Origin of the sequence: Rubellimicrobium sp. CFH 75288, assembly GCF_009904055.1 — a bacterium.
GTDB lineage: Bacteria > Pseudomonadota > Alphaproteobacteria > Rhodobacterales > Rhodobacteraceae > Rubellimicrobium.
Genome location: NZ_WYDP01000005.1, coordinates 327,013 through 343,674 on the forward strand (window position 1 = coordinate 327,013; position 16,662 = coordinate 343,674).

The 16,662-nt window shown below is 73.5% G+C and carries 19 protein-coding genes; 18 read left to right on the top strand and 1 reads right to left on the bottom strand.

Annotated elements, in window-relative coordinates:
- Positions 1 to 104: 104 nt before the first annotated feature.
- From GT358_RS07260 to GT358_RS07335, 16 genes are all read left to right on the top strand, one after another.
- Positions 105 to 620, top strand: a complete 516-nt coding sequence (locus tag GT358_RS07260; RefSeq protein WP_166581924.1) for a VOC family protein — start codon at positions 105 to 107, stop codon at positions 618 to 620.
- A gap of 91 nt (positions 621 to 711) precedes the next feature.
- The gene (locus GT358_RS07265; protein WP_166581925.1) at positions 712 to 1,665 is read left to right on the top strand and encodes a phosphotransferase family protein; all 954 of its coding nucleotides are present in this window, start codon (positions 712 to 714) and stop codon (positions 1,663 to 1,665) included.
- A gap of 82 nt (positions 1,666 to 1,747) precedes the next feature.
- A complete protein-coding gene (locus GT358_RS07270; RefSeq protein WP_166581926.1) occupies positions 1,748 to 2,203 on the top strand; it encodes a universal stress protein in 456 nt (151 codons plus the stop codon).
- A 1-nt stretch (position 2,204) separates the two neighbouring features.
- The gene (locus GT358_RS07275) at positions 2,205 to 2,828 is read left to right on the top strand and encodes a type II CAAX prenyl endopeptidase Rce1 family protein (protein ID WP_166581927.1); all 624 of its coding nucleotides are present in this window, start codon (positions 2,205 to 2,207) and stop codon (positions 2,826 to 2,828) included.
- 62 nt (positions 2,829 to 2,890) lie between these two features.
- The gene (locus tag GT358_RS07280) at positions 2,891 to 4,303 is read left to right on the top strand and encodes a S1C family serine protease (RefSeq protein WP_166581928.1); all 1,413 of its coding nucleotides are present in this window, start codon (positions 2,891 to 2,893) and stop codon (positions 4,301 to 4,303) included.
- A gap of 80 nt (positions 4,304 to 4,383) precedes the next feature.
- A complete protein-coding gene (locus GT358_RS07285) occupies positions 4,384 to 4,947 on the top strand; it encodes a NifU family protein (protein ID WP_166581929.1) in 564 nt (187 codons plus the stop codon).
- 9 nt (positions 4,948 to 4,956) lie between these two features.
- Positions 4,957 to 5,601, top strand: coding sequence for a tRNA (adenosine(37)-N6)-threonylcarbamoyltransferase complex dimerization subunit type 1 TsaB (gene tsaB, locus GT358_RS07290; RefSeq protein ID WP_166581930.1), 645 nt, complete (start codon positions 4,957 to 4,959; stop codon positions 5,599 to 5,601).
- The gene (locus GT358_RS07295; RefSeq protein WP_243730745.1) at positions 5,598 to 6,077 is read left to right on the top strand and encodes a GNAT family N-acetyltransferase; all 480 of its coding nucleotides are present in this window, start codon (positions 5,598 to 5,600) and stop codon (positions 6,075 to 6,077) included. The genes tsaB and GT358_RS07295 overlap by 4 nt, the downstream gene beginning before the upstream one ends.
- An 88-nt stretch (positions 6,078 to 6,165) precedes the next feature.
- Positions 6,166 to 7,161 (top strand): BMP family protein, encoded by a 996-nt coding sequence (locus GT358_RS07300; protein ID WP_166581931.1) that lies wholly within the window; start codon positions 6,166 to 6,168, stop codon positions 7,159 to 7,161.
- 73 nt (positions 7,162 to 7,234) lie between these two features.
- Positions 7,235 to 8,785 carry an ABC transporter ATP-binding protein gene (locus GT358_RS07305; RefSeq protein ID WP_166581932.1) on the top strand — a complete coding sequence of 517 codons (1,551 nt, stop codon included), beginning with the start codon at positions 7,235 to 7,237 and terminating at the stop codon, positions 8,783 to 8,785.
- 1 nt (position 8,786) lies between these two features.
- On the top strand, positions 8,787 to 9,956 hold the full coding sequence (locus tag GT358_RS07310) for an ABC transporter permease (protein ID WP_166581933.1): 1,170 nt from the start codon (positions 8,787 to 8,789) through the stop codon (positions 9,954 to 9,956).
- 7 nt (positions 9,957 to 9,963) lie between these two features.
- Positions 9,964 to 10,935, top strand: coding sequence for an ABC transporter permease (locus GT358_RS07315; protein WP_166581934.1), 972 nt, complete (start codon positions 9,964 to 9,966; stop codon positions 10,933 to 10,935).
- The gene (locus GT358_RS07320) at positions 10,935 to 11,753 is read left to right on the top strand and encodes a purine-nucleoside phosphorylase (RefSeq protein ID WP_166581935.1); all 819 of its coding nucleotides are present in this window, start codon (positions 10,935 to 10,937) and stop codon (positions 11,751 to 11,753) included. Before GT358_RS07315 ends, GT358_RS07320 begins: the two co-directional genes overlap by 1 nt.
- Positions 11,754 to 11,854: 101 nt before the next feature.
- Entirely contained in the window at positions 11,855 to 12,763 is a 909-nt protein-coding gene (locus tag GT358_RS07325) for a sulfite exporter TauE/SafE family protein (protein ID WP_166581936.1), read from the top strand.
- Complete coding sequence (locus GT358_RS07330; protein ID WP_166581937.1) at positions 12,760 to 13,518, top strand: TIGR02186 family protein; 759 nt, start codon at positions 12,760 to 12,762, stop codon at positions 13,516 to 13,518. The genes GT358_RS07325 and GT358_RS07330 overlap by 4 nt, the downstream gene beginning before the upstream one ends.
- A 42-nt stretch (positions 13,519 to 13,560) precedes the next feature.
- Positions 13,561 to 15,072, top strand: coding sequence for an AAA family ATPase (locus GT358_RS07335; RefSeq protein WP_166581938.1), 1,512 nt, complete (start codon positions 13,561 to 13,563; stop codon positions 15,070 to 15,072).
- Positions 15,073 to 15,075: 3 nt separating this feature from the next.
- On the opposite strand, the gene GT358_RS07340 is transcribed toward GT358_RS07335, so the two are convergent.
- Positions 15,076 to 15,633: an NnrU family protein gene (locus tag GT358_RS07340; protein ID WP_166581939.1), complete on the bottom strand. Its 558-nt coding sequence runs from the start codon at positions 15,631 to 15,633 to the stop codon at positions 15,076 to 15,078.
- Positions 15,634 to 15,832: 199 nt separating this feature from the next.
- Between GT358_RS07340 and GT358_RS07345 the strand changes: the two genes are divergently transcribed.
- Both GT358_RS07345 and GT358_RS07350 read left to right on the top strand, forming a co-directional pair.
- The gene (locus GT358_RS07345; protein WP_243730746.1) at positions 15,833 to 16,144 is read left to right on the top strand and encodes a hypothetical protein; all 312 of its coding nucleotides are present in this window, start codon (positions 15,833 to 15,835) and stop codon (positions 16,142 to 16,144) included.
- Between the two features lie 100 nt (positions 16,145 to 16,244).
- Complete coding sequence (locus GT358_RS07350; protein WP_166581940.1) at positions 16,245 to 16,631, top strand: hypothetical protein; 387 nt, start codon at positions 16,245 to 16,247, stop codon at positions 16,629 to 16,631.
- The last annotated feature ends 31 nt before the right edge of the window (positions 16,632 to 16,662 follow it).

Consider the following 16,662-nt stretch of genomic DNA (forward strand, 5'->3'; position numbering starts at 1 on the left):
GGGGCCGAAGCGTTCGCGGGCGCACAGGGCCCGCGCGGCCGCAACGCTCGCGCGGCAGGGCCGGAGCGCCTAGATGGGACCGGTCCATCCGAAAGGCCCGTCCCATGTCCGATCCGGCCCCGCCAGCCCGTCCCGCCGCCGCCGACCGCGCCCCGGCCGCGACGCGGATCGGCCATGTCCACCTGAAGGTCGCCGATCTCGACCGCGCGATCGCCTTCTACCGGGACGTGATCGGGCTGGAGGTGACGCAGCGCTACGGGCCGGACGCGGCCTTTCTCTCGGCGGGGGGCTATCATCACCATGTGGGCCTCAACACCTGGGACAGCGCGGGCGCCACGCCGCCGCCGCCGGGACATACCGGCCTCTACCACCTGGCGATCCTCTATCCCGACCGGCGCGCGCTGGCGCAGGCGCTGGCACGGGTGCTGCGGGCGGGCATCCCGCTCGAGGGCGCGGCCGATCACGGGGTGAGCGAGGCCGTCTATCTGCGCGACCCGGACGGCAACGGCGTGGAACTCTACCGCGACCGGCCGGAGGCGGACTGGCCGCGCGATGGGCAGGGCCGCCTCGCCATGCACAACGCGCCCCTCGACCTGCGCGCCCTGCTGTCCGAAGTCTGAGGACGCGCGACGCGCTCCGCCCCGGGGCGACCGGCCGGAGATACTCCGCCGCTTCTTGACACTTTTGTGACACTCCGCCTTCGTGGCGGACATGCGTGACGCCTCTGACCCCGCGCCGGTCCTGCACCTCCGGCAGGCGACCCGGCTCAGCCGGCGCATCCTGGCCGACCGTCTCTCGGTGCCGGAGGACGAGTGGAGGCTCCGCCTCGTGCAGCGGCGCGGCTCGCACGGGGGATCGCTGGTCTTTGCCGCCCGGCGCCGGGGGGAAGAAGCGGCCAGCTTTGCCGTCAAGCTGTTCGCCCGGCCCGACCACGCCCGGGCCGAGTTCCGCGCAGCCGCCGCCGCCCGGGGTTCGGCCGCCGCCGTGGCCGAGCCGGTCGGCTTCGACCCCGAGGCGGGGATCGTCGTCTCGCGCTGGGTGGAGGGGGAGACGATGGGGGCGCTCGTCCGCCGTCCGGGGGCCGCGGCGCCCGTGGCCGCCTGCGGGCGCTGGCTGCGCGCCTTCCATCGCCCGCTCCCCGCCCGGCCCGTCTCCGCGCGCAGGGTCCTGCTCCAGCGCCTGGCCGCCGCCCGGGCCGAACCGATCCGCCCCGGACCGGAGCGCGAGGCCTGGCTGCGCGCTGCCGAGGCGCTGGCGCAGCGGATCGGGGCGATGAGCCCGGGTTGGTGCTGGCCCGTGCGCATCCACGGCGATTTCCTGCCCCAGAACCTGATCCTTTCGGGGCGCTCGCCCGTCGGGGTCGATCTCTGCTGGGTCCGGGCCGGCAGCCGCCATCTCGATCTGGCGCGCATGACGATCCACCTCCTTCTGCTGCCGCGCGAGCGCGGCCTGCCCAGCGACTATGACGGGGCGGCGTTGCGGCACCTGTTTCTGCGAGCCTACGGGCTGCGCGGGGGCCAGGCCCGGCATTGGCTCGAGGCGGCCGAAGCGGTCGAGATCCTGGTCCGCTGGGCCTCGTTCTGCAGGGAAGACACGTGGCATCGCCGGCAGGCGGGACGGGATCTCGTCCGCGCGCTGGCCGCGGATCGGGAACTCGTCCGCTGACCGGGCGCCCCGTTGCAAGGCCCTGCCGCTTCGGCCACTCTGCCGGGACGGCCCACGGCCGGCGAGCGGAGGAAAAGACGCCGTGAGGAAGTTCCTCGTCGTCCTCGACGACACGCGCGAATGCCTCAACGCGATGCGGTATGCTGCCATCCGGGCCTCCAAGACCGGGGGCGGGGTCCAGGTCCTCGCCATCGTCGAGCCGGCCGAGTTCGGCGCCTGGGTCGGCGTGGGCGACATCATGCGCGAGGAGGCGCGCGAGCGCATCGAGGTCCATTTCGAGGTCTTCGCCAAGTGGATGCGCGACAAGCGCGGCATCGACCCCGAACTGGTGATCCGCGAGGGCGAGCCCGTTCCCGAGATCATCGCCCAGCTTCGCGCCGACCCCGAGATCGGGGTGGTGGTCCTCGGGGCCGGCACCGACAGCAAGGGTCCCGGCCCCCTCGTCACCGCGCTCTCCAGGCAGGCGGGCACCCTGCCCGTGCCGCTGACGATCGTGCCCGGCGACCTCAGCAAGGAGCGGCTCGAGGAGATCACCTGACATGGACGGCCGCCTCGCCTTCGGGGCGCTCCTGGCGGTGCCCGCGCTCTACGGCCTGCTCGTCTGGGCGACCGGGGTGTTCGGGCCGCTCGGGGGGATGGCGCTGGGCCTTCTCGCCTACTGGGCGGCGCTCGCCGGGACGCTCGCGCTCGTGTCGGACCGCGACACGCTCTGGCAGCTTTCCGAGGCGCGCCTGCCGCCCCTGTCGGTGACGCTGGCCCTCGCGCTGCCCGTGGTGGTGCTGGGCGCGCTCGCGCTGCGCGCGCTCGGCACCGTGCTGATCCCTGCCCATCTGATCGTGGCGGCCGCGCTGGGCGCGATCGTCCATGCCGTGCTGGAGGAGCTGTTCTGGCGCGGCGCGATGCTGCCCCGCCCCACACCGGCGGCCGCGGCCGGCGCGCTGCTCGTCTTCTGGGTCTTCCACATCGCCTGGCTGGGGGCGCGGGGGCTCGAGACGGGGCTCGATCCCCTCCTGCTCGCGCTCGGGCCGCTGGCGCTGGGGGGCGCGTGGACGGCGGCGCGGCTCGCCACCGGCACGCTCGGGGCGGCCATCCTGGGCCATGCCGCGACGGCCCTGTTCCTGGCCGTGCTGGTCCTCGCGCAGGGGGCGCCGCCGCTGCCCTGACGGATCGGTGGACAGGACGGGGCGGGCGCGCTTTGATGATCGCGTCCCGCCCGGTCCCCGCGATGCCTGCCCTGCGTGCCCTGATCCTGCTTCTGGCGACCTTGCCGCTCTGGCTCGGGACCTCGGCTGCGGCCTTCGATCCCCGGGACCTCGCCGATCAGGACCGCCGCTTCCTGCAGGGGGCGCTCGTCTGGTCGGGGGATTACGCGGGCATCCTCGACGGCGACTGGGGCGCGCGCAGCGCCGCCGCCCTGACCCGCTGGCAGGGGCGCGAGGCCCGCGGCCGGACCGATCCGGCCGCTTTGCGCCCGCTCCTGCGGACATTCGCCGCCGAGATCGACCGCAACGGCTGGACGGTGATGCGCCTCGAGGCCTTCTCGGTCGCCCTGCCGCTCGACCGCCTCGGCCCGCCTCTCGAGGACGGCCTCACGCTCGAATACCGGTCGGCCGATGGCGGGCTCGTGTTCCGCGTCCTGTTCGACGACTGGCCCGGCACCTGGGAGATGCACGACTGGATGATGCGCAACCATGCCGGCCCGGAGGAGGCCTATGCCGCCGACGGGCGCGGCCGGGCCATCTCGGCCATCACCCTGCGCAACGGCCGTCGCGTCTATCTGCGCTCCTTCGATCTGGAGGGCGTGGTCGTCTCCCTCCAGGTCGTCGCCACGCCGGCCGAGCGGCGGCGCCTCGACCTGATCGCCTCGTCGATGCAGTGGGGCCGCGCGCCGGACCTCCGGCCCCGGCCCGGCGGCCCGCTCGAGCGCCTGTTGCGGCCCCCGCCGCCCGCTGCGCCCGAGCGTGCGCCCCCGCCGCCTGCCCTCGCCGCCGCCCCGCCGCCGCCCGCATCGGCCGGCCCCCGCGGCAGCGGCACGGGCTTCTACGTCAACGCCACCGACGTGGTGACTGCCGCCCATGTGGTCGAGGGCTGCCGCCGGATCGAGCAGGAGGACGGCAGCGCCCTCTCGGTCCTGGCCGCCGATCCCGTCTCGGACCTTGCCGTGCTCGCGGCCGAGCGGCGCTCGGCGCACTGGCTGCCCGTGCCCGCCGCCGGCGGCCCCCGCCTGGGCGAGCCCGTCCTCGCCCTGGGCTATCCCTTTCGCGGCCTGCGCATCACCGACAACCAGGGGCTGGCGGTGACCACGGGCAATGTCAGCGCCCTGCCCCGCGTGCCCGGCCCCGGCGAGCCCGTGATGATCACCGCACCGGTCCAGCCGGGCAACAGCGGCGGCCCGCTCCTGGGGCGCAACGGGGCCGTGCTCGGGGTGGTCGTCGCCAAGCTCGGGGCGGAATACACGCTCTCCGAGGCGGGCGTCCTGCCCGAGAACATGAACTTCGCCACCCCCGTCTCCACCTTGCGCGACCTGCTCGAGGAGGCCGGGGTGGCCTTGCCGCGCGTCACCAAGACCCCGCTCGACCTGTCCGACGGCATTCCCGATCCGGTGGCCGAGGCAGTCGTGCTGCTGCTCTGCTTCTGACGATCTGGAATCATTCCAAACCGCTTGACCCCCTGACCCCGAAGGCGCATATCGGAAGCCTGCCCTGCGGAGGCCGCGCCATGTTCATCCAGACCGAATCGACCCCGAATCCCGCCACGCTCAAGTTCCTGCCCGGCGAGACGGTTCTGGGCCGCGGCACGCTCGATCTCACCTCGCCCGAGGCGGCAGAGCAGAGCCCGCTCGCCCGCCGCCTCTTCGCCGTGGATGGCGTGACCGCGGTGTTCCTGGGGGCCGACTTCGTCACCGTCACCAAGACGCCCGACGCGGACTGGACCCATCTGCGTCCCGTGCTGCTGGGCGCGATCATGGACCATTACCAGTCCGGCGATCCGGTCGTCCTCGATGGCGCCGCCTCCGCGCCCGCCCATGCCGAGGCCGAGGGGCCCGATGCAGCCATCGTGGAGCAGATCAAGGAGCTGCTCGATACCCGTGTGCGCCCGGCCGTGGCCCAGGACGGCGGCGACATCACCTTTCACGGCTTCGACCGCGGCATCGTCTATCTCCACATGCAGGGTGCCTGCGCGGGCTGCCCCTCCTCCACCCTGACGCTCAAGATGGGCATCGAGAACCTCCTGCGCCACTACATCCCCGAAGTGGTCGAGGTTCGCCCCGTCGCCGCCTGACGCCGCGCGGTGGCGCCGCTCGTCCTGGCCTTCGACACGGCCGCGCCGCATTGTGCCGCCGCGCTGCTGCGGGGCGAGCGCGTCCTCGCCTGCGCCGAGGAACCGATGGCGACGGGTCAGGCCGAGCGGCTCTTTCCGCTGCTCGGGGCCCTTCTGGCCGGGGCCGGCGCGGAATGGGGGGACCTCGCCGGGATCGGGGTGGGGACTGGACCCGGCAACTTCACCGGAACGCGCATCGCCGTGGCGGCCGCGCGCGGCCTTGCGCTCGGGCTCGGCCTGCCGGCCGTGGGCATCACCGCCTTCGAGGCGCTGGCCTGGGGCCGCGCGGACGTGCTGGTGGTGCGCGACGCGCGGCTGGGATCGGTCCACCTCCAGCGATTCGGAACCGATCCGTTCGGACCCGAGACCCGTGCGCTCGACGGCGACCTGCCGCGCCTTCCGCCCGGCACGCCCGTGGTGGGCGACCTCGCTCCGACCCTTGCCCCCCGCCTGGGGGGCGAGGCGGCCGCGCCGATCCTGCCCGTCGCCGTGGCCATCGCGCGGCTGGCTGCCGCGCGTCTGTCCGCGCCGGGCCCGCGTCCGGCCCCCCTCTACCTGCGCCCGCCCGATGCCGCCCCCGCGCGCGAGGCGCCGCCCGTCGTCCTGCCCGGATGACCGCTCCGCCCGACGTGCCCGACGCGGCGCTGATGGCCGCGGTCCACGCCGAATCCGCCTGGCCCGAGCGCGCCTGGAGCGAGGCGGAATTTGCGGCCCTCCTCGCCTCGCCCGGCACGGTGGCGCTGGGCGATGCGCGCGCCGTCCTGCTCGGCCGCATCGCCGGCGGAGAGGCCGAGGTGCTGATGCTGGCCACACGGCCCGCGGAGCGCCGCCGGGGGCTGGCCCGCGGCCTGCTTGCGGCCTTTGCCGCGCGCGCCGCGGCGGCGGGGGCCGATCGGATCCTGCTCGAGGTGGCCGAGGACAACGGCCCGGCGCGCGCGCTCTATGACGGCCTCGGCTGGGTCCTCGTGGGCCGCCGGGCAGGCTATTACCGGCGCGCCGGCGGCGCCCCGGCCGCCGCGCTGGTGCTCGCCCGCCGGGCAGGCGACGCGGACGCCGCCACGTCGCGGACGGGGCACGGAAAATCCAGTTGACCGCAGCAGCGTTGCCGCGCTTGTGTGGCGCAGGCTTGGGGCGTGCCGCCGCGGCGGGACGCCCCCAATCACAAGGACCGGGAGACCCATGACCCAGCTTTCGACCCTTCTCGGCGCGACCGCAGCCCTGGCGCTGGCGGCGGGCGCGGCCGTGGCTTCGCCGGCGGTGATCTTCGACCTCGGCGGCAAGTTCGACCGCTCCTTCAACGAAAGCGCCTTCAACGGCGCCGAGCGCTGGCGCGAGGAGACGGGCCAGTCCTATGCCGAGTTCGAGCTGACCGCCGAGCCGCAGCGCGAACAGGCGATCCGCCGCTTCGCCGAACAGGGCCACGATCCCGTCATCATGGTGGGCTTCATGTCCGCCACCCCGCTCGAGCAGATCGCCCCCGACTACCCCGAGACGACCTTCGTGATCGTGGACGCGGTGGTGGACCAGCCCAATGTCCGCTCGGTCGTCTTCAACGAGCACGAGGGCTCCTACCTCGTCGGCATGCTCGCGGCCATGGCCTCCGAGACGGGCACGGTGGGCTTCGTGGGCGGCATGGACATCCCGCTGATCCGCAAGTTCGCCTGCGGCTATGCCCAGGGCGTCAAGGCGGTGAACCCCGACGCCACGGTGCTCGTCAACTTCACCGGCACGACGCCGGCGGCCTGGAACGACCCCGCCCGCGGCTCCGAGCTGACGCTGGCCCAGATCAGCCAGGGCGCCGACGTGGTCTATGCGGCCGCCGGCGGAACCGGGGTGGGCGTGCTGCAGACCGCGGCCGACCGGGGCATCCTGTCCATCGGTGTGGACAGCAACCAGAACTACCTTCATCCCGGCCAGGTCCTGACCTCCATGATCAAGCGCGTGGACAACGCCGTCTACGAGGCAATGGCCGGTGGCGAAGGGCTCGAGACCGGCGTGCAGGTGATGGGCGTGGCCAATGACGGCGTGGGCTGGGCGCTCGACGAGCACAACGAGGCGCTGATCACCGAGGAGATGCGCGCCGCCGTCACGGAGGCCGAGGAGAAGATCGCCTCGGGCGAGTTGCAGGTCCACGACTACATGACGGACGAGACCTGCCCGGCGCTGACCTTCTGAGGCCCGCCACCGCGCTTTCTGGGGGCCGCGCGGCAAAGCCCGCGCGGCCCTTCCCGCAACCGGAGACCGCCCGATGAGCCCGCGCGACACGACCGGCCTTCTCCAGCCGCCTGCCATCGAACTGGTCGGCATCTCCAAGGCCTTCGGCCCCGTGCAGGCCAACCGCGACATCAGCCTGCGGGTCATGCCCGGCACGATCCACGGCATCATCGGCGAGAACGGCGCGGGCAAGTCCACGCTGATGAGCATCCTCTACGGCTTCTACCGCGCCGATGCGGGCGAGATCCGCATCCGCGGCGAACGCATCGACATCCCCGACAGCCAGACCGCCATCCGTGCCGGCATCGGCATGGTGTTCCAGCACTTCAAGCTCGTGGAGAACTTCACCGTCCTCGAGAACGTCATCCTCGGGGTCGAGGATTCGGGGCTGCTGCGCCCCTCGCTCGCCCGCGCGCGGTCCGAACTCGCCGCGCTGGCGCGCGACTACGAACTGGAGGTGCCGCCCGACGCGCGCATTGAGGATCTCGGCGTGGGCCTCCAGCAGCGGGTGGAGATCCTCAAGGCCCTCTATCGCAAGGCCGACATCCTGATCCTCGACGAGCCCACGGGCGTGCTCACCCCGGCCGAGGCCGACCACCTCTTCCGCATCCTCCGCTCGCTGCGCGACCAGGGCAAGACGATCATCCTCATCACCCACAAGCTGCGCGAGATCATGGAGATCACCGATACCGTCTCGGTCATGCGCCGCGGCGAGATGGTCGCGCATTTCCGCACCGCGGAGACCTCGCCTCCCGAACTGGCCGAGGCGATGGTGGGCCGCAAGGTCCTGCTGCGCGTGGACAAGGCCCCCGCCACCCCCGGCGCCCCCGTCCTCGAGGTCGAGAACCTCCGCGTCACCGACGCCAAGGGCGTCGAGCGGCTCCGCGGCATCTCCCTCACGGTCCGCGCGGGCGAGATCCTCGGCATCGCCGGCGTGGCCGGCAACGGCCAGTCCGAGCTTCTGGCCGTGCTGGGCGGGACGATGCGCGCGACGGGGCAGGTGCGCCTCAGGGGCCGCCCGCTCGATCTGGGGCCCGCGAGGGGGCGCGCGCGCCGCGACGCGGGCATCGGCCACGTCCCCGAGGACCGCCAGCACGAGGGGCTGATCCTCGACTTCGCCGCCTGGGAGAACGTGGCGCTCGGCTACCACCACCGCGCGCCCTATTCCCGCGGGGCGGTCATGGACCTCGCCGCCATGAAGGCCGACGCCCAGGCCAAGATGGAGCGCTTCGACGTCCGCCCCCCCGATCCCCTCCTCGCCGCCAAGAGCTTCTCGGGCGGCAACCAGCAGAAGATCGTCGTCGCCCGCGAGATGGAGTCGAACCCCGACCTCCTTCTCGTGGGCCAGCCCACGCGCGGCGTGGACATCGGCGCCATCGAGTTCATCCACCGCCAGATCGTCGCCCTGCGCGACCGCGGCTGCGCGATCCTGCTCGTCTCGGTCGAGCTCGACGAGATCCTGTCGTTGTCGGATCGCATCGCCGTCATGTTCGACGGCCGCATCATGGGCGAGCGGCCCGCGCACGCGACCGACGCGCGCGAGCTGGGCCTGCTGATGGCCGGCGTCACGGAAAGGGCCGCCTGACATGGACCGGATGCCCCGCTGGGCGGACGTGCTGCTCGTCCCCGCCCTGTCGCTGCTGCTCGCCGGCGCCATCTCGGCCCTGGTCATCCTCGCCATCGGCGAGAACCCGTGGCAGGCACTGACCATCATGGTCACGGGCGCGCTCGGCTCCACCTATGGCTGGGGCTACACGCTCTACTACGCGACCAACTTCATCTTCACGGGCCTCGCCGTCGCGCTTGCCATCCATGCGCGGCTCTTCAACATCGGGGCCGAGGGGCAGGCCGCGATCGGGGGCCTGGGCGTCGCGCTCGCCATGCTGCACCTGCCCTGGCCGCACTGGTCGCTGGCGCTTCTGGGCGCGATGGTGGCCTCGGCGCTGTTCGGGGCGGCCTGGGCGCTGATCCCGGCGATCCTCCAGGCCAAACGCGGCAGCCACATCGTCATCACGACGATCATGTTCAACTTCATCGCCGCGGCGCTGCTCAACTACCTCCTCGTCGGCCCCCTCAAGCCCCCCGGCACCATGGAGACGGCGACCGCCCGCTTCCCGCCCGAGACGCACCTGCCCGACTTCCGCCAGATGTTCTCCTGGGGCGACACGGTCCTGTTCCGCGGCACGCCCGCCAACATCACCTTCTTCGTGGCGCTCCTGGCCTGCGTCGCGGTCTGGTTCCTCGTCTGGCGCACCCGGCTCGGCTACGAGATCCGCGCCTTCGGCCTCTCCGAGCCCGCCGCGCGCTATGCGGGCATCGGCGCGACGCGCATCATCACCGTGACCATGCTGCTCTCGGGCGCGCTCGCGGGCCTCATGGCGATCAACAACACGCTGGGCGAAGCCGAGCGCCTCATCCTCAACGCGGTCGAGGGGGCGGGCTTCATCGGCATCGCCGTCGCGCTGATGGGCCGCGCGCATCCCCTGGGCGTGTTCCTCGCCGCCATCCTGTTCGGCGCGCTCTACCAGGGCGGCGCCGAGCTCGCGCTCTGGACCTCCATCCCGCGCGAGATGGTCGTCGTCATCCAGGCGCTCGTGATCCTGTTCACCGGCGCGCTCGACAACATGGTGCGCATGCCGGTCGAGCGGCTCTTCGCCCGCCGGCGGGCGCGCGCGGCGCTCTCGCCGCCGGGGCCGACGCTGCATCCGCCGGGGCGCGCTGCCGCCCCGTCCGACCCCGGCAAGCCCGCGGAGTGAGGCGCGCATGGACCTGACGGCCTTCTTCCAGCTTCTCGACGCGACGCTGCGGCTGGCGACGCCGCTCCTGCTCGCCTGCCTCGCCGGCCTGTTCAGCGAGCGCGCGGGCATCTTCGACATCGGGCTCGAGGGCAAGATGCTGGTCGCGGCCTTTCTGGCGGCGGCGGTCGCGGCCGTGACGGGCAATGTCTGGCTGGGCCTCCTGATGGGAATCGGGGGCTCGCTCGTGCTGTCGGGGCTCCACGGCCTCGCCTCCATCACCTTCCGCGGCAACCAGCTCATCTCGGGCGTGGCGATCAACTTCCTCGCCGCCGGGATCACCGTGGTCGCGGCGCAGGCCTGGTTCGCCCAGGGCGGCCGCACGCCCCAGCTCGGGGCGGGCAGCCGCTTTGCGGAGATCCAGCTCCCCGGCTTTGCCGCGCTGCGCGACATCCCCCTTCTCGGCCCGCTGCTCGCGGACGTGGTCTCGGGGCACACGATCCTCGTCTATGTCGCCCTTCTCGCGGTGCCCGTCTCCTGGTGGGTGCTGTTCCGCACCCGCTTCGGCCTGCGCCTGCGCGCCGTGGGCGAGAACCCGGCCGCCGTGGACACGGCCGGCGTCTCGGTCATCCGCCTGCGCTTTGCCGCCGTGGCCATCGCGGGCCTGCTCTGCGGGCTGGCCGGGGCGCATCTCTCCACCGCCGAACCCGCAGCGGGCTTCATCCGCGACATGACCGCGGGCCGCGGCTTCATCGCGCTCGCCGCGCTCATCTTTGCCAAGTGGCGCCCTTGGGGCGCGCTCGGCGCCTGCCTGCTCTTCGGCTTCCTCCAGGCGCTGTCGCTGCGCCCCGCCACCATCGAGGCCGTGATCGGCCTGCGCGTCCAGACCCAGTTCCTCGACGCGCTGCCCTACATCCTCACGGTCGTGATCCTCGCGGGCTTCGTGGGCCGCGCCATCCCGCCCCGCGCCGGGGGCGAGCCCTACGTCAAGGAGCGCTGATGCCTGCCCTCCCCTCGCCCGCCGCCCGGGACCTCGCCGCCCTCGTCCGCGAGCGCGCGGGAGCCGATCCCGTCCGCCTAGGCCTCGTCCTCGGCTCGGGCCTCGGCCACATCGCCGAGCAGGTCGAGGGGCCGGCCATCCCTTACACGGAGCTGCCCGGCTTTCCCCATGCGGGCGTCTCGGGTCACAACCCCCGCCTCCATGTGGGCCTGTGGGAGGGCGCGCGCATCGCCGTCCTCGGGGGGCGGTCGCATTTCTACGAATCGGGCAACCCCGCCGCCATGCGCCTCCCGCTCGAGCTTCTGGCCGCGCTGGGCGCCCGCGCGGTGCTGCTGACCAACGCCGCGGGCAGCCTGCGCCCCGACATGCCCACGGGCTCGGTCATGCTGCTGTCGGACCACATCAACCTCGCTGGCACCAACCCCCTGATCGGAGAGGCGACCGACGACCGCTTCGTGCCGCTCACCGACGCCCACGACCCCGGCCTGCGCGCCCGCCTGCGCGATGCCGCCGCGGCCGAGGGGGTCCATCTCCACGAGGGCGTCTATGCCTGGTGGTCCGGCCCCTCCTTCGAGACCCCGGCCGAGATCCGCATGATCCGCACGCTGGGCGCGGATGCCGTCGGCATGTCCACGGTGCCCGAGGTGATCCTCGCCCGCTTCCTCGGCCTGCGCGTGGCCGCTCTCTCGGCCGTCACCAACATGGCCGCGGGGCTGTCCTCCGAGGCGATCAGCCACGAGCACACCAAGGCCACCGCCCCGCTGGCGGCCGCCAAGATCGAGCGGGTCCTGCGCCGCGCGCTCCGCGACGGGCTCTGAGCCGCGCCCACGAAGTTTTTTCCCGCACCCCCCGCGCAGCCGGTTGGCAGCGGTCGCGCCGGGATGCTTCAAAGGGGCGCCACCCCCCCCGCAGGGCGTCCATGCAGCTCTACCTCCCCATCGCCGAGGTCTCGGTCAACGCGATCCTGCTTCTGGGTCTCGGCGGGCTCGTCGGGCTGCTGTCGGGGATGTTCGGCGTGGGCGGCGGGTTCCTGATCACCCCGCTCCTGTTCCTTGTGGGAATCCCCCCCGCCGTGGCGGTGGCGACCTCGGCCAACCAGATCGTCGCCTCCTCCTTCTCGGCAGTGCTCGCGCATCTGCGCCGCCGCACGGTGGACATCCCCATGGGGCTCGTGCTGCTTGCCGGGGGGCTTGTCGGCTCGGCGCTGGGGATCGGGATCTTCAACGCCCTGCGCGCGCGCGGGCAGGTGGACCTGCTCGTGACGCTCTCCTACGTCGTGTTCCTCGGATCGGTCGGCAGCCTCATGCTGTGGGAGGCGCTCCGCACCACCCTGCGCGAGCGCGCGGGCGCCCCCCCCCAGAGGCGGCGGCACTTCTGGGTTCACGCCCTGCCGCTCAAGATGCGCTTCCGCGTCTCGGGCCTCTACATCTCGGTCATCCCGCCGGTCGTCGTGGGGGTCGCGGTCGGCATCCTGTCGGCGATCATGGGGGTGGGGGGCGGCTTCATCCTCGTGCCCGCGATGATCTACCTGCTCGGCATGCCCACCCGCGTCGTGGTCGGCACCTCCACCTTCCAGATCATCTTCGTCACCGCCTTTTCCACGCTCCTGCACGCGATCACCAACGGGACGGTGGACATCCTGCTCGCGCTGCTGCTGATCGTGGGCGGCGTGATCGGCGCCCAGGCCGGCGCGCGCCTCGGCACCCGCCTGCGGCCCGAGCGTCTGCGCCTGCTGCTCGCGCTGCTCGTCCTTGCCGTCTGCGCCCAGCTTGCGCTCTCGCTGCTGCTGCCGCCGGCCGATCCCTATTCGCTGGATACCGGCCGATGAGACGGCTCGCCCTCGTCCTCCTCCTGCTCCTCTGCGCGCTGCCCGCGGCGGCCGAGCGCATCGTCCTCGGCCTGTCCGAGGATCAGGTCGCGCTGACGGCCACCTTCGACGGCCGCGACATCCTGATCTTCGGGGCCGTCCGGCGCGAGGAGGGCCCGCCCCCCGAGGCTGCGCCCCTCAACGTCATCGTCACCGTCTCGGGACCCATGCGCCCGCTCACCGTGCGCCGGGCCGAGCGGCGCTTCGGCATCTGGATCAACGCCAGCGCCGTCCGCGTGGACCAGGCGCCCTCGTTCTACGCCGTCGCCACCACCCGCCCGCTGTCCGAGATCCTCAGCGACACGGAGGATCTGCGCCATTCCATCTCCATCCCCCGCGCGATCCGCGCCGTGGGCAACGAGGTGATCGACCGCGACTCCTACATCGAGGCGCTGATCCGCATCCGCACGGAGGAGGGTTCCTACCAGATGCTCGAGGGCGGCGTCACCTTCACCGAGCAGACGCTCTTCCGCACCCGCGTCACCCTGCCCGCCACGCTGACCGAGGGGCGCTATGCCACGCGCATCTTCCTCACCCGCGAGGGGGCGGTGGTGGACACCTTCGAGACCGCGATCTCCGTGCGCAAGGTCGGCATCGAGCGGTGGCTCTTCAACCTCTCGCGGCGCGAGCCGGTCCAGTATGGCGTGCTCGCGCTCCTGATCGCGCTCGCCGCGGGCTGGGCCGCCTCCGCCGCCTTCCAGGCCCTGCGCGGCTGACGCCCTCTGGCCGCGCCCGGCCCCGCCCTGTAGGACGCCGCCATGCCGCCGCCCCTGTCTCCCGACCAGCAGGCTGCCTGGGCCGCCGCCGCCGCTCTGCTCGCGCGTGCGGGGCTCGACCTCGACGCGCCCGCCGCCGAGGAGGCGGACCCCGACCGCGAGGGCGAGGTGCTGGCCATCACCGGCCGGGCGGGCTCGGGCAAGTCGCTCCTCCTCGCCGCCCTCTGCGAGGCCCTGCGCGCCGCGGGCGTCCAGCCCGTCCAGCCCGACTGGGCCGGCCGCCGCGCACGCGGCCGCAGCGTCGCCGTCCTGGCCCCCACCAACAAGGCGGCCTCGGTCCTGCGCGCCCGCGGCGTGCCTGCGACCACGATCCATCGCATCCTCTATACCCCCGTCTACGACCCCGCCTACGAGAAGGTCGCCGAATGGCTCGCCGGCGGCGGCACGCGCCCCTCCGCCGGCGCCCTCTCCGACGCCCAGCTCGACCGCGCCGCCGAGAGCTTCGCCGCCCACGGATCGGTGCCGGCCGCGCTGGCCGCCGCCGGGCTCAGGGGGTCTGACTTCATCACCGGCTGGACCCGGCGCGAGGAGCCGCTCGACATCGGCCTCGTGGACGAGGCGTCCATGCTCGACGCCCGCGCCCTCGACGACCTGCGCGCGATCTTTCCGACCCTGATCCTGTTCGGCGACCCGGCCCAGCTTCCCCCGGTCCAGGGACGCGGCGGCATGGTCTTCGACGCGCTCCCCGCCCGGGCGCGCCGCCACCTCGACCGCATCCACCGGCAGGAGGCGGGCAATCCCATCCTGGATCTCGCCGAGGCGCTGGCCGACGACCGGGTGGACTTCGCCGCCTTCGAGGCGCTGCTGCGCGAGGCGGCCGCGCGCGACCCCCGCATCGCCGTGGCCGAGCGGGCCGACGCGGACCTGATGGCGCGCTCGCCCATGCTCGTGTGGCGCAACGCCACCCGGATCCGCCTGATCCACGCCTGGCGCGCGGCCTTCGAGGCGCCCGCCGACGCGCTCCTGCCCGGAGAGCCGCTCGTCTGCGACGGGATCGAGCTGCCGCTCCGGCATCGCCGCAAGCGCATCGATCTCGAGGCGCGCGGCCTCGTCAAGGGCGCGCAGGTCATCTATCTCGGCCCCGGCCGGCGCCCCGGCTTCTCGCGCCTCCACGTCGTCGGCGCCGAGGAGCCGCAGGTCTCCGCCGCCTCCATCATCCGCATCGAGGCCGAGGGCGAGGAGGCGCCCTTTCTTCCCTCCGCCGCCCAGATGGGCGCGAGCTTCGTGCACGGCGCCGCCGTCACCGTCCACAAGGCCCAGGGCTCGCAATGGGACCGGGTGCAGGTCTTCGCCCCCGACCTCTATGCCGCCATGCGCTCGGGCCGCGTGGAGGATGGCCAGCCGCTCTGGAAGCGCCTCGCCTATGTGGCGATCACGCGCACCACGCAGGACCTCGTCTGGGTCGTGCGCCCCCGCCTCGCCCGACCCGAGCGCCCGCTCGGCACCGACGATCTCGCCCGCCCCGGCGCGCTCGCGCTCGAAGCCGAAGCCTGAGCCTCAGACCGCTCCGAACGGCCACGGCCCCAGCCAGCCGTGGATCTGGCCCGCGATCAGATACACCGCGAGGGCCCCGACCGCCGCACCGATCTCCCGCCCTGCCGAGCCCGGCCCGGCCGGAGGGGTCCAGCGCGGTGCGCGCCACTCGATCAGCGCGATCGCCGCCACCGCCCAGAGCCCCAGCCCCCCGAACAGCACCAGCCCGCGTGCATCGCCGTTGACCAGAAGATGCGCCCCCGCCCACAGGATGACTGCCGTGAGCTGCGGATGCCGCCAGCGCCGCGCCACCCAGGTCTTCATCCCCGAAGCCGCGAACAGGTAGAAGGCGACCAGGACGAGCAGGTTGTTGATCCCCACCGTCGCGGGCGTCGGCCCCCAGAAGACCGCGCCGTCCGTCCACCCCCGATAGCCCACCACCATCAGGACGATCGACAGGACCAGAAGGACGGACACCACCCCCTTGAACGGCTCTCCCAGCCGCGCGCGCGTCTCCGGCGCCAGCCGCTTGAACAGATGCGCCCCCGACCAGAGGCCCAGTCCCAGGATCAGCCACGCCATGCCCGCCCCCCTGCCGCTCCCCGGCCGCGCTCGGCAGAATCGCGCGTCCGCCCGTCGGCTGCAACGATTCGCCCGCTCCGGTCGTTGGGTCGGCAGACCGGGCCCCCCGGCGGGCCGATGCGGCCCCGCTGCGCCGGTCCGGGCCCGGACCCCGCCATCCGTCCGCGCCTCCGGCCGCAGCCCCATCGAGGATCGACCCATGCTGCGTCCGCCCGCCCTTGCCCTCCTCCTGCTGGCTCCCGTCCTGACGGTTGTGCCCCTGCCGGCGGCGGCCCTGTCCTGTGCCGATCACGCGACGATGGTGCGCCACCTCGCCCAGCATTGGGGCGAGAGCCGCCAGGCCATCGCGCTGGATGCCGCCAACAGCGTCGTCGAGATGTTCGCCTCGCCGGAGACGGGCAGCTGGACCATCACCGTCACCGAGCCGGGTGGGCCCACCTGCATGGTCGCCTCCGGGCATTTCTGGGAACAGGTGAGCGAGCCCCTGCCCGTCTCCGATCAGGGTGCTTGACAGATCGTCGGGACCGCCGATCGGGCGGAACCCGACGGCGGCGGCGCAGTTATCCCCAGGCGCCGGGCATCGCTCCGCCCGGCCAGACGGAGACCCGACCATGGACCTGCCGGCCCTGCCGGCCGCGGCGTTCGCGCTCGCGGCCCTCGCCCTTCCCTATCCCGCGACCGACGCGCCGCCCGCCGAAGGGCCCGACGCGCTCGTGGGCGCCGTCCTCTACGCGACCGAGGACCCGGTGCCCCGCTGGGGCGAGCCCGTCCGGGCCGAGGATCTGCGCCTCGACCAGGTGGGCCGCATCAGCGCCGTGCATGTCGCGGCCGAGGGCGAGACCGAGCGGCTCGTGGTCTCCGTGGGCGGGCTCTGGGGTCTGGGCGCGCAGCAGGTGGAGGTCGGCGCCGAACGGCTGCGCGTGCTGCCCACCGATGGCGGCGGCAGCCGCCTCGTGCTCGACCTGTCGGCGCGGGGGGCCGAACCGCCCCCCGGCTGAGCCGGAGCGCCACCAGCGGGGCGGCGCCCTT

Bases quoted from the DNA above. Each gene is read 5' to 3' on its own strand.
- GT358_RS07320 (WP_166581935.1), top strand. From the start codon at position 10,935: ATGCCTGCCCTCCCCTCGCCCGCCGCCCGGGACCTCGCCGCCCTCGTC.
- GT358_RS07350 (WP_166581940.1), top strand. From the start codon at position 16,245: ATGGACCTGCCGGCCCTGCCGGCCGCGGCGTTCGCGCTCGCGGCCCTC.
- GT358_RS07300 (WP_166581931.1), top strand. From the start codon at position 6,166: ATGACCCAGCTTTCGACCCTTCTCGGCGCGACCGCAGCCCTGGCGCTG.
- GT358_RS07285 (WP_166581929.1), top strand. From the start codon at position 4,384: ATGTTCATCCAGACCGAATCGACCCCGAATCCCGCCACGCTCAAGTTC.
- GT358_RS07265 (WP_166581925.1), top strand. From the start codon at position 712: ATGCGTGACGCCTCTGACCCCGCGCCGGTCCTGCACCTCCGGCAGGCG.
- GT358_RS07305 (WP_166581932.1), top strand. From the start codon at position 7,235: ATGAGCCCGCGCGACACGACCGGCCTTCTCCAGCCGCCTGCCATCGAA.
- GT358_RS07260 (WP_166581924.1), top strand. From the start codon at position 105: ATGTCCGATCCGGCCCCGCCAGCCCGTCCCGCCGCCGCCGACCGCGCC.
- GT358_RS07310 (WP_166581933.1), top strand. From the start codon at position 8,787: ATGGACCGGATGCCCCGCTGGGCGGACGTGCTGCTCGTCCCCGCCCTG.
- GT358_RS07295 (WP_243730745.1), top strand. From the start codon at position 5,598: ATGACCGCTCCGCCCGACGTGCCCGACGCGGCGCTGATGGCCGCGGTC.
- GT358_RS07280 (WP_166581928.1), top strand. From the start codon at position 2,891: ATGCCTGCCCTGCGTGCCCTGATCCTGCTTCTGGCGACCTTGCCGCTC.
- GT358_RS07345 (WP_243730746.1), top strand. From the start codon at position 15,833: ATGCTGCGTCCGCCCGCCCTTGCCCTCCTCCTGCTGGCTCCCGTCCTG.
- GT358_RS07275 (WP_166581927.1), top strand. From the start codon at position 2,205: ATGGACGGCCGCCTCGCCTTCGGGGCGCTCCTGGCGGTGCCCGCGCTC.
- GT358_RS07340 (WP_166581939.1), bottom strand. From the start codon at position 15,633: ATGGCGTGGCTGATCCTGGGACTGGGCCTCTGGTCGGGGGCGCATCTG.
- GT358_RS07315 (WP_166581934.1), top strand. From the start codon at position 9,964: ATGGACCTGACGGCCTTCTTCCAGCTTCTCGACGCGACGCTGCGGCTG.
- GT358_RS07335 (WP_166581938.1), top strand. From the start codon at position 13,561: ATGCCGCCGCCCCTGTCTCCCGACCAGCAGGCTGCCTGGGCCGCCGCC.
- GT358_RS07325 (WP_166581936.1), top strand. From the start codon at position 11,855: ATGCAGCTCTACCTCCCCATCGCCGAGGTCTCGGTCAACGCGATCCTG.
- GT358_RS07330 (WP_166581937.1), top strand. From the start codon at position 12,760: ATGAGACGGCTCGCCCTCGTCCTCCTCCTGCTCCTCTGCGCGCTGCCC.